We start from the raw sequence: 14,748 nt of genomic DNA on the forward strand, positions 1-14,748 counted from the left end.
CGCGTGCAGGAGTTGAAGCACTACGTCGGCGGGACCTACGTCGACTCGCTGTCCGGAAAGGTCGCGGAAATCGTCGACCCGGTTACCGGCCGTGCGTACTGCACCGCGCCGGTGGCCGGCGCCGAGGACGTGGACCGCGCGCTGAAGGTCGCCGCGGAAGCGTTCGAAAGCTGGCGCGAGACCACCCCGGCGCAGCGGCAGCTCGCACTGCTGAAGATCGCCGACGCGCTCGAGGCGCGCGGCGAGGAGATCATCCGGGTCGAAGCGCAGGACACCGGCAAGCCGTTCGCGCTGACCATGGAGGAGGAGCTGCCCGCGGTCATCGACCAGGTGCGCTTCTTCGCCGGTGCCGCGCGCGTGCTCGAAGGCCGTTCGGCCGGCGAGTACATGGAAGGCCACACGTCGTTCATCCGCCGCGAGCCGGTCGGCGTCTGCGCGCAGGTGACGCCCTGGAACTACCCGCTGATGATGGCGATCTGGAAGATCGCGCCCGCGCTCGCCGCGGGCAACACCATCGTGCTCAAGCCGTCCGACACCACGCCCGCCTCGACGCTGTTGCTCGCCGAGATCTGCGGCGAGCACCTGCCCGCGGGCGTGTTCAACGTGATCTGCGGCGACCGCGACACCGGACGGGCGTTGGTGGAGCACGACATTCCGGCGATGGTGTCGATCACCGGCTCGGTGCGAGCGGGCATCGAGGTCGCCGGTTCGGCGGCGCACGACGTCAAGCGCGTGCACCTCGAACTGGGCGGCAAGGCCCCGGTGATCGTGTTCCCGGACGCCGATCTCGAAGCCGCCGCCGAAGCCATTGCCGCGGCCGGGTATTTCAACGCGGGCCAGGACTGCACGGCCGCGACTCGCGTGCTGGTGCACGACGACGTGCACGACACGTTCGTCAACGCGCTCGCCCGCCAGGCGGAGGCGAACAAGACCGGCACGGGCGAGGACGTCGCGTTCGGTCCGCTCAACAACGCCGCGCAGCTGGAAAAGGTCGCCGGTTTCGTCGACCGGCTGCCGGAGCACGCGACTGTCCACTGTGGAGGACGGCGGTCCGGAGACGAGGGCTACTTCTACGAGGCCACCGTGGTTTCCGGGCTCCGCCAGGACGACGAGATCATCCAGAACGAGGTCTTCGGCCCGGTCATCACGGTCCAGCGGTTCACTGAGGACGACGAGGCGCTCAAGCACGCCAACGGGGTTCCCTACGGCCTCGCCTCCTCGGTGTGGACCAAGGACCACCAGCGAGCCATGAAGTTCTCGGCGAAACTCGACTTCGGTTGCGTGTGGATCAACACGCACATTCCGCTCGTGGCCGAGATGCCGCACGGCGGGTTCAAGCGGTCCGGCTACGGCAAGGACCTCTCGCTGTACGGCCTCGAGGACTACACCCGCGTCAAGCACGTGATGAGTGCGCTGTAGCCGTCGTGACCAGATCCATCGGAAGGCCTGTCATGCCCCATCAAGCCCCCGCCGAGACCCGGCCGCCGGGAAGGCGTCCGCAGACCGGACAGCCGGCGATCCGGCTCACCGGACTGGAAAAGCACTTCGACAAGGTGCGCGCCGTGGACGGGGTCGACCTCGACATCCCGCCCGGCGAGTTCTTCTCGATGCTCGGCCCGTCCGGTTCCGGCAAGACCACCGTGCTGCGGATGATCGCCGGGTTCGAACTGCCCACCGCGGGCACGATCGAACTCGAAGGCAAGGACGTCAGCCAATTGGCTCCGTTCGACCGCGACGTGAACACGGTTTTCCAGGACTACGCGCTCTTCCCGCACATGACGGTGCAGCAGAACGTGGAGTACGGCCTGAAAGTCAAGCGGGTCGCGAAAGCCGAACGCCGCGACCGGGCGAAGGAAGCCCTGCGCACGGTGCGGCTGGAGGACTACGGCGACCGCAAACCGTCGCAGATGTCCGGTGGACAGCGGCAGCGCGTAGCACTTGCGCGCGCTCTAGTGAATCGCCCGAAAGTGTTGCTTTTGGACGAACCCCTTGGCGCACTTGACCTCAAGCTGCGCCAGACCATGCAGGTCGAGCTCAAGCAGATCCAGCGCGAGGTCGGCATCACCTTCGTCTTCGTCACCCACGATCAGGACGAGGCGCTCACGATGAGCGACCGGATCGCCGTGTTCAACGCGGGCCGCATCGAACAGGTCGGTACTCCGGTCGAGGTGTACGAACGCCCGGCAACCGCTTTCGTGGCAGGGTTTGTGGGCACGTCGAACCTGCTCAGCGGGCGCAGCGCGGAGGCGGTGATCGGCAGGCCGGGCGTGTACAGCATCCGGCCGGAGAAGATCCGCATCGACGGCGATCTCGCTTCCCCGGCGGGCCCCGGCGAGACGTCCGCGACCGGTTCGGTGACGGATGTCGTTTATGCCGGGTCGACAGTGCGCTACGCTGTCGCGCTCGATGCCGGGGGCCAATTGTCCGTTGTCCGCCAGAACACCAGCGAGCCGACCGAGTTCGCCGACGGTCGCGTTCGCCTGCGCTGGCGCCGCGAACACAGTTTCCGGGTCCCCGAAGCCGGCTAGTTCCTCACGGGAAGGTTTCTCTCGCTATGAAGAACAGGAAGACGCTGCTCGCAGGGCTGTGCGGCGTGAGCCTCCTGCTCGCTGCCTGCGGCACCTCGGGCTCCGACTCCAAAGCGGGGTCGGCGCCGGGCGCACAGGGCTTCACGCCGCCGAAGCTGAACGCGCTGACGCAGCTCGGCCAGCCGGAAGGCCAGCTGAACGTGCTCGCGTGGCCCGGTTACGCGGAAAACGGCTCGAACGACCCGAAGGTCAACTGGGTCACGCCGTTCGAGCAGCAGACCGGATGCAAGGTCAACGTCAAGCCGTTCGGCACCTCCGACGAGGCCGTGACGCTGATGAAGACCGGGCAGTACGACGTGGTTTCCGCGTCCGGCGACGCCTCGCTGCGCCTGGTCGCCTCGGGCGACGTCGAGCCGGTCAACACCGCGCTCGTGCCGAACTACAACGACATCTACCCGTTCCTCAAGAACAAGTCGTGGAACAGCGTCAACAACGTCGCCTACGGCATCCCGCACGGCTGGGGCGCGAACGTCCTGGCCTACCGCACCGACAAGGTGCAGCCGGAGCCGAAGTCGTGGTCGCCGATGTTCGACGAGAAGTCGCAGTTCAAGGGCAAGGTCATCGCCTACGACTCGCCGATCTACATCGCCGACGCCGCGCTGTACCTGATGGCGCACCAGCCCGACCTCGGCATCAAGAACCCGTACGCCCTGGACGACAAGCAGTTCAAGGCCGCCACGGACCTGCTCAAGAAGCAGCGCCCGCTGGTCGAGGAGTACTGGTCGGACTACCTCAAGGAAACGCAGTCGCTGAAGAGCGGCGACGGCGTGATCGGCACGGCCTGGCAGGTGACGGTGAACCTCGCGAAGAGCGAGGGCGCGCCGATCGCGGCCACGGTGCCGAGCGAGGGTGCGACCGGCTGGTCGGACACCTGGATGGTGTCCGCGAAGTCGCAGCACAAGACGTGTGCGTACAAGTGGATGGACTACATCACGAGCCCGAAGGTGAACGCCCAGGTCGCCGAGTACTTCGGTGAGGCCCCGGCGAACTCCAAGGCCTGTGCGGAGTTCAAGGACAAGTCGCTGTGCGACACCTACCACGCCAACGACGCCGCGTACGCCGCCAAGATCCAGTACTGGACCACGCCGATCCCGCAGTGCCTCGACGGCCGCACGGACGTCAAGTGCAAGGACTACGGCGACTGGACCCGGGCCTGGACCGAGATCAAGGGTTGACCGACCCTCGCGGACGCCGGTACCCACCGCGCCGGCGTCCGTGAGCCCGCCGGGGGTTGCGGGCCCTCCCCAATGTTCCCGCAGCCCCCGGCTTTTCTCCCTTCCGCACCCGAAAGCGCTAAGACATGACCGCCGTGAGCCCGCCGAGTCACCGCATCTCGGCTTTCTTCCACCGCAAACCCCAGCTGCGCCTCGGACTTCTCCTCACCGCGCCGATGCTCTGGCTCGGCCTGGCCTACCTCGGCGCGCTCGCCGCCCTCTTCATCACGGCCTTCTGGTCCACCGACGTCTTCACCGGCAAGGTGGTCACCGACTGGTCCTTCGACAACTTTGTCACTCTTTTCAGTGATTCTGTTTATCGCACGATCACGTTCCGCACTGTCGGCATCGCGCTGCTGGTGACGGTGATCGACGCGGTGATCGCGTTCCCGATGGCGTTCGCCATGGCCAAGCTCGCGTCGCCGCGGGCGCAGCGGCTGCTGGTGATCATGGTGATGACGCCGCTGTGGGCGAGCTACCTGGTGAAGGCCTACGCGTGGCGGACCCTGTTGTCCGGCAACGGGGTGCTGAACTGGCTGCTGGACCCGCTCGGCCTGTCCGGGCCGGGATACGGCGTCACCGCGACCGTGATCACGCTGTCCTACCTCTGGCTCCCGTACATGATCCTGCCGATCTACGCGGGCCTGGAAAAGCTTCCGACATCCCTGGTGGACGCTTCCGGCGACCTCGGCGCGAAATCGTTCCGCACGTTCCGTTCGGTGATCCTGCCGCTGACGTTCCCGGCGATCGTCGCGGGTTCGATCTTCACCTTCTCGCTGTCGCTCGGCGACTACATCGCGGTGAAGATCGTCGGCGGCACCTCGCAGATGCTCGGCAACGTCGTGTACGACAACATCGGCGCGGCCAACAACCTGCCGTTCGCCGCGACCGTCGCGACGGTTCCGGTCGTCATCATGCTCGTCTACCTGGCCGCGGTGCGTCGCACCGGTGCGCTGGACAACCTCTAGGAGACCGCCGTGCGGATGTCGAAACCCGCCCGGGTGCTGTTGTGGACCGCGCTCGGCATCGGATTCGCGGTGATCTATTTCCCGCTGCTGGTGGTCCTGCTGAACTCGGTGAACGCCGACACCACGTTCGGCTGGCCGCCCAAGAGCTTCACCCTGGAATGGTGGGGCAGGGCGATCACCAACGAGGGCGCCCTGCACGCCTTGTGGACCAGCGTCATCGCCGGGCTCTCGGCGACCGCGATCGCTTTGGTGCTCGGCACGATGGCCGCGTTCGCGCTGCAGAAGTACCGGTTCTTCGGCCGGAACTCGTTGTCGCTGCTGGTGATCCTGCCGATCGCGCTGCCCGGCATCGTCACCGGCATCGCGCTGAACAACGCGTTCCGGACGATCTTCGGGCTCGACCTCGGGCTGATGACGGCGATCGTCGCGCACGCCACGTTCTGCATCGTGGTGGTGTTCAACAACGTCGTCGCCCGGTTGCGCCGGATGGGCGGGAATCTCGAAGAAGCGTCCATGGATCTCGGCGCGGACGGCATGACGACGTTCCGCCTGGTGACGTTCCCGATGCTGCGATCCGCGTTGCTGGCAGGCGGATTGCTCGCCTTCGCGCTGTCGTTCGACGAGATCATCGTGACGACGTTCACCCTCGGCACCGGCATGGAAACGCTGCCGATCTGGATCTACAACAACCTGTTCCGGCCGAACCAGGCCCCGGTGGTCAACGTGGTCGCGGCGGTGCTGATCATCGTCTCGACGGTGCCGGTGTACCTGGCACAGCGGCTTTCCGGCGGCGACAGCTCCAGCGGCGGCCGGATCTAGCTCCGAAGTCCGTGAAGGGCTCCTTGCGGGAATTCCGCAGGGAGCCCTTCACACTTTTACCGGAAGCTGTCGGTGGCCTCGCGGAGAGCGGCGAGGATGCCCGGGTCGGTGACGGCGTGTCCCGCGGATTCGGTGAGCTTCAGCGTCGAGCCGGGCCAGGCGCGGTGGAGCTGATACGCCGTGATGGGCGGGCACACCGCGTCGTAACGCCCCTGCACCAGCACGCCCGGGATCCCGGCGAGCTTCCCCGCGTCGCGAATCAGCTGGCCTTCTTCGAGCCACGCGCCATGCCGGAAGTAGTGCACCGCAAGGCGAGCGAACGTCAGCGCGAACTGCGGATTCGCGTATTGGTTCACAAAGGACTGTTGCGGCAGCAACGCCACCGTCGCGCCTTCCCAGACGCTCCAAGCGATCGCGGCCCGTTCACGCACCGCGCGGTCGGGGGAGTGAAGCAGTTCCGCGTACCCGGCGAGCGGATCGTCCACATTGTCCAGCGGCTCCAGGAAAGCGTCCCACTCCGCGGGGAAGAGATTCGCCGCGCCACCGCGGTAAAGCCAGTCCAGTTCCCGCTGCCGCACGGTGAAAATCCCGCGCAGCACCATCTCGGACACCCGCGACGGATGGGTTTCCGCATACGCCAGGGCAAGCGTCGAACCCCACGACCCGCCGAACAGCTGCCAGCGTTCGATGTTCAGCCGTTCGCGCAGCAGCTCCATGTCGGACACCAAGTGCCACAACGTGTTCGCCGACAGGTCGTCGCCCGCGTTGGGCGTGCTGCGGCCGGCGCCGCGCTGGTCGAACAGGATGATCCGGTACGCCTCGGGGTCGAAGTGCCGCCGGGTCATCGGGGCGATGCCGCTTCCGGGCCCGCCGTGCAGCACCACCACCGGTTTCCCCTGCGGGTTCCCGGCCTCCTGGCAGTAGATCCGGTGCCCGTCGCCGACGTCCAGCATTCCGTCGGCGCGCACCGGGATCGGCGGGTAGAGCTCGTCCATACCGGGCACTCTTCCCGAAAGCTCCCGGCATCTCAAAAGCAGGGTGGGGGCCCGCCCCCGCCGCCGGGCTGAGCGGGCCCCCGTCTGTGATCGCGGTCAGCAGCCTGGTGTCGCGGCTACGTTCGCGAAGCCCTTCCCGGCGTTCGTCACCTTGTTGCTGGCGCAGACCTTGTTCCCGGTGGCCGCCTTGACCACGTAGAAACCGTAGGCCGAGGGCGCCTGCACGTCCGCGGTGTTGTCCGAGAAGGTGTTGTTCTGGCCCCAGCCGTCGAGCTGCACGTGGACCTCGAACGACCCGTAGATCGCGTCGTGCACGAAGACCTTGCTGCCCTTGTTGCCGGTGACCAGGTACCCGTTGCCCTTCACGTCGACCCAGCTGTCGGCGTAGTTCTCGCCGCTCTGCCCGGTGCCGTCGAAGGTGTTGCCGCGCAGTTCGCCGCCGGTGGTGCCTTCCTTGACGTCGATCGACTCCGCGCGCACGTTCGGCCCGATCTTGTTGCCGATCGCCTTGTTGCGGTCGCTGTGATCGGGCTGCCCGTCCGGCCAGTTGCTCTTGGCCGAACCGAAGTAGATGCCCTCGCCGAAACCGCCGTTTTCCTTGCCGGTGTCGGAGATTTCGGAGTTCTGCACGACGTTGTCGCTGCTGCCGTGCTGGAAGTGGATGCCCTCGTTGCCGATGCCGGTCACCTTGAGCCCGTCGACCAGCGTGTGGTTGACGCCGAGCGCCATCACGCCCTTCTGGCCGCCGGTGACGGTGAACCCGGACAGCGTCCAGTAGCTGCCGGTCAGCTCGATGGTGCGGCCGCCGGACGCCTGCACGACCGCGCTGCGCGGGCCGGTGAGCGTGATGCGCCCGTTCGCGGTGCCGCTGGCGGCGGCCTTGAAGTTGCCGGTGTAGGTGGTGTTCGCGGCCAGCTGGATCGTGGTGCCCGGCTTGGCCGAGGCCAGCGCCGTCTTCAGCTCGGCGGAGTTCTTGACCGGGACGGTCCCGGCGGACGCCGCGGGCGTGGCGAGTGCGAGCAGTGCTGCGGCTCCGGCAGTGGCTGCCAGAACTCGGTCGCGGACGCGCATTCCAACCCTCCTCGTCGAGGCTCGATGACTTCGGATGCGGCGTGCGCTCACGCTAAGACATCGAGAGAACACTGGTCAAGTACATGATTGATGTTCATGGATGTGAACGGGATGAACAAAGCGTGGCCGGAAAGTGTCGGCTGCGTCTGTTCCCGCCCGGCTTGCTCGGAGTTAACCCGATCCTCGGTAGCTTTTCCGCGGAATGCCCGAACTGCGGCGAGAAAGGCTTCGTGAATGTCCGCGGTCAACTACCTCGAGTCCATTGTCGTCGGCGCTTTGCAAGGCGTGTCGGAATTGTTTCCGGTGTCCAGTCTCGGGCACAGCGTCCTGTTGCCCGCGCTCGTCGGCGGAAGCTGGGGACGCGACCTGAGCATCGGGAAGGATTCGCCGTATCTCGCCGTGCTGGTGGCGATGCACGTCGCCACCGCGATCGCGCTGATCCTCTTCTTCCGGCGCGATTGGGTGCGCATCGTCACCGGCCTGTGGACGTCGGTCCGCGATCGCGAGGTCCGCACGGCCGACCAGCGGCTCGCGTGGCTGCTCATCCTCGCCACGATCCCGGTCGGGATCGCCGGGCTGCTGCTGGAAAGCCTGCTGCGCGACGTCCTCGGCAAACCGGTGCCGTCGGCGATCTTCCTCGCGCTCAACGGCGGCGTGCTCTATGCCGCGGAGAAGTTCTCCCGGAAGCCCAAGCCGGAGGCCGCGCGGGTCGCGCGCGAGGAGGAGACGATCGACTTCAGCGCCGAGGAGACGATGGTGATGCGCGCGGTGACCGTCGACGAGGCCACCGACCTCCGGTTGTCCAAGCTGAGCGTGAAAGAGGCCGTGCTCATCGGTTCGGCGCAGATTTTGGCTCTGCTGCCCGGAATCAGCCGCTCCGGCATCACCATGGTGGCCGGGCTGCGGCGCGGGCTCGACCACGAGGACGCCGCCCGGTTCGCCTGGCTGCTGGCGACCCCGGTGATCCTCGCCGCGGGCGCGCTGAAGATGCCGTCGCTGTTCACGCCGGAGAACAAGCCGTCGCTCGGGCCGGCGTTGGTGGGCAGCGTGGTCGCGTTCGCGGCGTCCTACATTTCTGTCCGTTTTCTGACGAAATACTTTGAAACGCGCACCTTGACCCCCTTCGCCATCTACTGCGCGGTCGCCGGAATCGGCAGCCTGATCTTCTTCACGGTGTCAGGGGCGGCGTAAGGCGCAATTTCGCCGGGTGCACACTGAACGCATCGAAATCGTGCCTGACCTGCCACCGCTGAGCGGATCGACGTTGTTGACGGCCTGGACCTTCGACGTCCCGGCCGTGCTCGTCGCGCTCGCGCTCGGCGTCGGATACGTGGCCGCGGCCCGCCGTCAGGAGTGGAGCGCCGGGCGGACCACAGCGTTCCTCGCCGGGCTGGCCACGCTCGTCCTTGTCACGTGCTCGTTCCTCGGCGTGTACGACACGACGCTGTTCTGGGTACGCGCGACGCAGAACACCGTGCTCCTGATGGTCACGCCGCTGCTTCTCGCGCTAGGCGCGCCCGTGACGCTGCTGATGCGCACCGCGCCGCCGAAGCTCGCCACGTGGCTGCGTACGCACGGCCGTGGCCGCTTCGCGCAGTTCATCACTTTCCCGCTGTGCGTCACCGTGGTGCTGATCGCGCCGTTCCTGCTCATCTACCTGACACCGCTGTACGAGCTTTCGCTCGACTCAGCGGTCGTTGGCGGCCTCGTACGCGTAGCGCTCGTACTGGCCGGCTTCCTGTACTTCTACAGCCGCGTGCAACTCGATCCGACGCCGCGCAACGGCTCGCACCTGGTGTCGGTGTGGATCTCGTTCACCGAAGTGGTGTTCGATGGCGCGCTCGGCCTCGTGCTGTGGCTCGGTCCGCTGCTCGCGCCCGCGCACTACGACGCGGTGCACCGCGACTGGGGTCCGGACCGGCGCACGGACCAGATCATCGGCGCGGGCGTGCTGTGGATCGGCGGCGACGTCGCCGGGCTGCCGTTCGTCGGCGCGCTCTTCATCAGGTGGGCCCGCGACGACGAAAAACGGGCGAAACGGCTCGACCGGAAACTGGACGAGGAGGCAGCGGCAGGCGAGGCACCGGCGAAGGGCTTGTGGTGGGAGAACGATCCGGAACTCGCCGAACGGTTCCGCCGCTCGTGAGTGCCGGCTCGCACCGGCACTCACGAGGCAGCTCAGTGGAACGCGTGCTCAGGCGCCGGGAACTCGCCGCGCCGGACGTCCTCGGCGAACGCCGTCGCGGCGCTCTGCAGCACCCCGGCGACGTCGGCGTACCGCTTCACGAACCGCGGCGCCTTGCCGCGGCGCAGCCCGGCCATGTCCTGCCAGACCAGCACCTGGGCGTCGCAGTCCGGACCGGCTCCGATGCCGACCGTCGGGATCTTCAGCTCGTGCGTGACGCGCTTGGCGGCCTCGGCGGGCACCATCTCCATCACGACCGCGAACGCGCCGGCTTCCTGCAGCGCCAGCGCGTCGGCGAGCAGCTTCTCCGCCGCCTCGCCGCGCCCCTGCACCCGGTAGCCGCCGAGGTTGTGCTCGCTCTGCGGGGTGAAGCCGATGTGGCCCATGACCGGGATCCCGGCCGAGGTGAGCGCTTCGACGTGCGCCGCGAACCGGTGCCCGCCCTCGAGCTTGACCGCGTGCGCGCGGCCCTCCTTCATGAACCGGACGGAGGTGGCCAGCGCCTGCTCCGGGGAAAGCTGGTAGGAGCCGAACGGCAGGTCGGCCACCACGAGCGCCCGTTTCGCCGCCCGGGTGACCGAGCGGACCAGCGGGAGCAGCTCGTCGACGGTGACCGGAAGCGACGTGTCGTAGCCGAACACGTTGTTCGCCGCGGAGTCGCCGACCAGCAGCACGGGGATGCCTGCTTCGTCGAAAAGCTCAGCGGTATACATGTCGTAAGCGGTGAGCATCGGCCACGGTTCGCCGCGGTCCTTCAGCTCGCGCAGATGATGAATCCGGACTTTTCTCGGTTTGCCCGGGCCCGCGCTGGTCGCGGGGCCGGTTCCGTAAGGGGCGGCCACCTCGCCGGCGGCGCCGTCGGGTTGGGCAGACTGGGCAGACATCGTCGTCGACCGTCCTTCCCTCGAGGCCTCGCAGAGGTCCCCGGGTCGTGGAGTCAGTACCGGACACAGCGTGACACGCGCGCCGGAGGGCCCCAAGGTCGTGCGACCAGCTTCACACGGCCGGGTAGCGACAACCGTTTTGCCTCCTGTGACGTCTTGATAGGCATCGGGCCGATATGCGCCCGGTGGGTGAGAAGGTCCGGCGCGTCCCGCAAGGTGATCGCGTCGCAAGAAAGGTACCGATGCGAACCCCAGTGAGCGCCCGTCCGCGCAGCCTCGGCTGGAAAGCCCGCGCCGGCGGCCTCGTCGCCACTGTCGTGCAGCTGGCAGCGCTTTTCTCCGTCGTGCTGCTGCTCGCCGGCGGACGGCACGGGCACCTGCTGAACGGCATCGACATGGCCTTCGGCGTGGTGAGCGTGCCGACCAGTTCGAGCCTGGTGATCGTGCTGCTGCTCGTCGTGCTCGGCGCGGCGCTGCGCAGGCGCAAGAAGGCCGCGCTGTACGTGCTCGTGCTGTTCCAGGTCGCCGGCCTGGTGACGACGCTGGTCCTGCAGGCGCTGCTGCTGTGGGCTCCCGACCTGCTCACCCTCAACGCCCGGCAGATGCGCCACATCCCGACCCAGGTCGGCGCGCTCGCCATCGCCGACGTGATCTCGATCCTGCTGATCGTGTTCCTGCTGTCGCTGCGTCCGGCGTTCCCCGCGCGGCTCGCCCCCGGTGCCTGGTGGAACGGGCTTTCCGTGCTGTTCGTCGGGTTCCTCGGCGTGATCGTGCTCGGCTGGGCACTCACCGAGGTGTTTCCGGGCAGTCTCGGCGACGCGTGGGAGCGCTTCGCCTGGGTGGTCAACCACGCCACCGGCGAGAACCTGCAACTGCGCCGGATCGGCGTCGGCGAAGGACCGGCGTGGATCGACGTGGTTCTCGACCTCGGCGCGACCTTCGTGTCCACAGCCGCGCTGTACACGCTCTTCCGCGGCGTACGCAGCCGTCGCATTCGGACAGACGACGAAGAGCTGCAGTTGCGCCGTCTGCTGGGAGAGTTCGGCGAGGACGACTCTCTCGGCTACTTCGCAACGCGCCGCGACAAGAGCGTCATGTTCGCGCCCAACGGCCGCGCCGCGGTGACGTACCGCGTGCTCGCCGGGACCACAGTGGCGAGTGCGGACCCGATCGGCGACCCGGACGCGTGGCCGGACGCGGTGCAGGCGTGGCTCCACGAAGCGCGTACGTACGGCTGGACGCCGGGCGTGCTCGGCGCGAGCGAGAAGGGCGCCAAGGTGTACGCCGCCGCGGGGCTGCGCGCGCTGCAGATCGGCGACGAAGCGGTCCTCGACGTCCGAGAGTTCTCTCTTACCGGTCCTGAGCGGAAGTCCGTGCGACAGGCGGTGAAGCGGATTCAGCGCGCCGGGTACACCTCGCAGGTCCGGCGGCACAGCGAAATCCCCGAAGACGAGATGGTGCAACTGCTGGCCCGCGCGCAGCAGTGGCGCGTCGACGAGACCGAACGCGGCTTCTCGATGGCGCTCGGCCGGCTCGGCGACCCGAGCGACGGCCGCAGCGTGATGGTCGAGGCGTACGACGCGCACGGCGAACTGCGCGGCCTGCTGTCGTTCGTTCCGTGGGGCCGCCGAGGCCTTTCTCTTGACTTGATGCGCCGCGACCGGGACGCCGAAAACGGGCTCAACGAGTTCATGGTCGCCGAGGTCGTCTCGGCCGCCCAGCACATCGGCGCACAGCGGATCTCGCTGAACTTCGCGATGTTCCGCGCGGTGTTCTCCGAAGGCGAGCGCATCGGCGCCGGCCCGGTACTGCGCGCGTGGCGGGCGGTGCTCGGTGTCGCGTCGCGGTTCTTCCAGCTGGAATCGCTGTACCGGTCGAACGCGAAGTACGGCCCGGATTGGGAACCGCGGTTCCTCTGCTACTCGTCGGCGCGACGGCTCCCGCGAGTCGGCATCGTCGCGGGCGCGCTGGAGGGCTTCGTGCCCACCGGACGCGCGCGGTCGCTGCGGCTGGAGAACGTCGGCGAGGACTTCGTCGCGCAGGTCCGGCGGATCGACGAGGAAGCGGCGCAGGTCGTGCCTCGCGCGAAGCGCCGTCCGGAACAGGTCCGCGTGCGAGTGGCCAAAGTGGACAAACTGCGGGAACTCGGGGTGGACCCGTACCCGGTCGGCTTCTCCCGCGAGGACCACCTCGGCGACATCGTGCACGCGTTTTCCGGACTGAAACCGGATTCCCACACCGGAAAACGCGTCCGGGTAGCCGGTCGGGTGCTCGCCCTGCGCACCCTCGGCGGCCTGTGTTTCGCGCGGATCAAGGACTTCTCCGGCGAACTGCAGCTGATGCTCGACGCGAAGGTCCTCGACCTGACCGGCTGGCGCACCGGCGTCGACCTCGGCGACCACGTCGGCGTGAGCGGCGAGGTCATCACCTCCCGCCGCGGCGAACTGTCGGTGCTGGTGGACGAATGGACCGTCACCGCGAAGTGCCTGCACCCGTTGCCGGACAAGCGAAAGGGCCTCACCGACCCGGAGACGCGCGTCCGGCAGCGCTACCTCGACCTGGCGGTCAACCCCGACTCCGCGAACATGCTCCGCCTGCGCTCGACGGTCGTCCGCGCCGTCCGCGAACGCCTGCACCAGGGCGACTTCCTCGAAGTCGAAACCCCCATGCTGCAAACCATCCACGGCGGCGCCAACGCACGGCCGTTCGTCACGCACATCAACGCGTACGACATGCGGATGTACCTGCGGATCGCCCCGGAGCTGTACCTGAAGCGCCTGTGCGTGGCCGGCGTCGAGCGGGTTTTCGAGCTGAACCGGAACTTCCGCAACGAAGGTGTCGACGCGACCCACAACCCGGAATTCACGATGCTGGAGGCGTACCAGGCGTACGCGGACTACAACGCGATGCGCCACCTGATGCGCGACCTGATCCAGTACGCCGCCGAAGCCGCGTACGGCGCACAGATCGTGCGACGCCCAGACGCCGACGGCCGCATCGTCGAACACGACATCTCCGGCGACTGGCCGGTGATCCCGGTGCACAAAGCCGTGTCGGAGGCCCTTGGCGAAGAAGTCGACTCGCAGACGCCGGTCGCGACATTGCGAAAACTGTGCGCCGCCGCCGGAGTCCCCGTGCCGGAGGAAGCCGGTGCAGGCGACCTGGTCCTGAAAGCACACGAGCACTTGGTCGAAGGCTCGACCGTCCTGCCGACCTTCTACACGGACTACCCGACCGAGGTCTCCCCGCTGACCCGCCAGCACCGCACCGACCCGCTCCTGGCAGAACGCTGGGACCTGATCGCGTTCGGCTCGGAAGTCGGCACCGCTTATACGGAACTGACCGACCCGCTAGAACAGCGCCGCCGGTTGGAGGCACAGTCGCTGCGCGCCGCGAGCGGGGACGTCGAGGCGATGGAACTGGACGAGGACTTCCTGCTGGCACTGGAACACGGAATGCCCCCGACTGGTGGTCTGGGCCTCGGAGTGGACCGGCTGCTGATGATGCTGAGCGGAACGTCTATTCGGCAGACGGTGCTCTTTCCGTTCGTCCGACCGCAGGGGTGAGGCTGGCGTTCGGGGCTGGCTGTCCTTTTGCCTGCTTGGCCCCGACGCCCTTCGTTCGGCTTCGCCTGCCTAGCGCCGATACGCTTCGTTCGGCTTCGCCTGCCTGCCTGATGCCGATGCGCTTTGCTCAGCTTCGGCCTGCTTTTGCTGCCCGGCTTCGACGCACCTCGCTCGGCCTCGGCCCCTTCGCCTGCCTGCCCCGATGCCCTTCGCTCGGCTTCGCTTCGCCTGCCTGGCCCTCCGTACTTCGTTCGGCATTGATCCTTCGCCTGCCCAGCCCTGATGCGCATCGCTCGGCACCGGCCCGCTTCGCCCTCGTCCGGCTGGCCGCTGTCAGTCCCGGCCCGGTCCCCGAGGCAGGTATTGGCAGTCCGCCAACTCGGATCCGGTAACCTCCACCAGGGATTCGGTGCGTGAGTTCGTGGTAGCGGATGGTGTCCGGAACCTCCGGTAAGTCA

Annotated in this window: 11 protein-coding genes; 8 read left to right on the forward strand and 3 right to left on the reverse strand. The window is 67.7% G+C overall.

Annotated elements, in window-relative coordinates; translation table 11 throughout:
- The first annotated feature begins 3 nt into the window (after positions 1-3).
- The 5 genes from EIZ45_RS34115 to EIZ45_RS34135 all read left to right on the forward strand — a co-directional run bounded on the left by EIZ45_RS34115 (position 4) and on the right by EIZ45_RS34135 (position 5,589).
- Positions 4-1,419 (forward strand): gamma-aminobutyraldehyde dehydrogenase, encoded by a 1,416-nt coding sequence (locus tag EIZ45_RS34115; RefSeq protein ID WP_134669418.1) that lies wholly within the window; start codon positions 4-6, stop codon positions 1,417-1,419.
- Positions 1,420-1,451: 32 nt separating this feature from the next.
- Positions 1,452-2,528 carry an ABC transporter ATP-binding protein gene (locus EIZ45_RS34120; protein ID WP_037815734.1) on the forward strand — a complete coding sequence of 359 codons (1,077 nt, stop codon included), beginning with the start codon at positions 1,452-1,454 and terminating at the stop codon, positions 2,526-2,528.
- A gap of 26 nt (positions 2,529-2,554) precedes the next feature.
- Positions 2,555-3,763, forward strand: a complete 1,209-nt coding sequence (locus EIZ45_RS34125; protein WP_037815733.1) for an ABC transporter substrate-binding protein — start codon at positions 2,555-2,557, stop codon at positions 3,761-3,763.
- A gap of 125 nt (positions 3,764-3,888) precedes the next feature.
- Positions 3,889-4,770 carry an ABC transporter permease gene (locus tag EIZ45_RS34130; RefSeq protein WP_037815731.1) on the forward strand — a complete coding sequence of 294 codons (882 nt, stop codon included), beginning with the start codon at positions 3,889-3,891 and terminating at the stop codon, positions 4,768-4,770.
- A gap of 15 nt (positions 4,771-4,785) precedes the next feature.
- Positions 4,786-5,589, forward strand: a complete 804-nt coding sequence (locus EIZ45_RS34135) for an ABC transporter permease (protein WP_240016164.1) — start codon at positions 4,786-4,788, stop codon at positions 5,587-5,589.
- Between the two features lie 56 nt (positions 5,590-5,645).
- On the opposite strand, the gene pip is transcribed toward EIZ45_RS34135, so the two are convergent.
- Both pip and EIZ45_RS34145 read right to left on the reverse strand, forming a co-directional pair.
- Entirely contained in the window at positions 5,646-6,584 is a 939-nt protein-coding gene (pip, locus tag EIZ45_RS34140; RefSeq protein ID WP_037815726.1) for a prolyl aminopeptidase, read from the reverse strand.
- A gap of 96 nt (positions 6,585-6,680) precedes the next feature.
- A complete protein-coding gene (locus EIZ45_RS34145; protein WP_134669421.1) occupies positions 6,681-7,655 on the reverse strand; it encodes a right-handed parallel beta-helix repeat-containing protein in 975 nt (324 codons plus the stop codon).
- A gap of 234 nt (positions 7,656-7,889) precedes the next feature.
- On the opposite strand from EIZ45_RS34145, the gene EIZ45_RS34150 reads away from it, so the two are divergent.
- Together EIZ45_RS34150 and EIZ45_RS34155 are read left to right on the forward strand one after the other, a co-directional pair.
- Positions 7,890-8,846, forward strand: coding sequence for an undecaprenyl-diphosphate phosphatase (locus EIZ45_RS34150; protein ID WP_134669423.1), 957 nt, complete (start codon positions 7,890-7,892; stop codon positions 8,844-8,846).
- A gap of 16 nt (positions 8,847-8,862) precedes the next feature.
- Entirely contained in the window at positions 8,863-9,801 is a 939-nt protein-coding gene (locus EIZ45_RS34155) for a cytochrome c oxidase assembly protein (RefSeq protein WP_107051102.1), read from the forward strand.
- 32 nt (positions 9,802-9,833) lie between these two features.
- Here EIZ45_RS34155 and panB read toward each other — a convergent pair whose 3' ends face one another.
- On the reverse strand, positions 9,834-10,724 hold the full coding sequence (gene panB / locus EIZ45_RS34160; RefSeq protein ID WP_134669425.1) for a 3-methyl-2-oxobutanoate hydroxymethyltransferase: 891 nt from the start codon (positions 10,722-10,724) through the stop codon (positions 9,834-9,836).
- A gap of 242 nt (positions 10,725-10,966) precedes the next feature.
- Between panB and lysX the strand changes: the two genes are divergently transcribed.
- Positions 10,967-14,290 (forward strand): bifunctional lysylphosphatidylglycerol synthetase/lysine--tRNA ligase LysX, encoded by a 3,324-nt coding sequence (lysX, locus tag EIZ45_RS34165; protein WP_134669428.1) that lies wholly within the window; start codon positions 10,967-10,969, stop codon positions 14,288-14,290.
- Positions 14,291-14,748 lie beyond the last annotated feature (458 nt).

The organism is Amycolatopsis sp. CFH S0740 (assembly GCF_004522315.1).
GTDB classification, from domain to species: domain Bacteria; phylum Actinomycetota; class Actinomycetes; order Mycobacteriales; family Pseudonocardiaceae; genus Amycolatopsis; species Amycolatopsis nivea.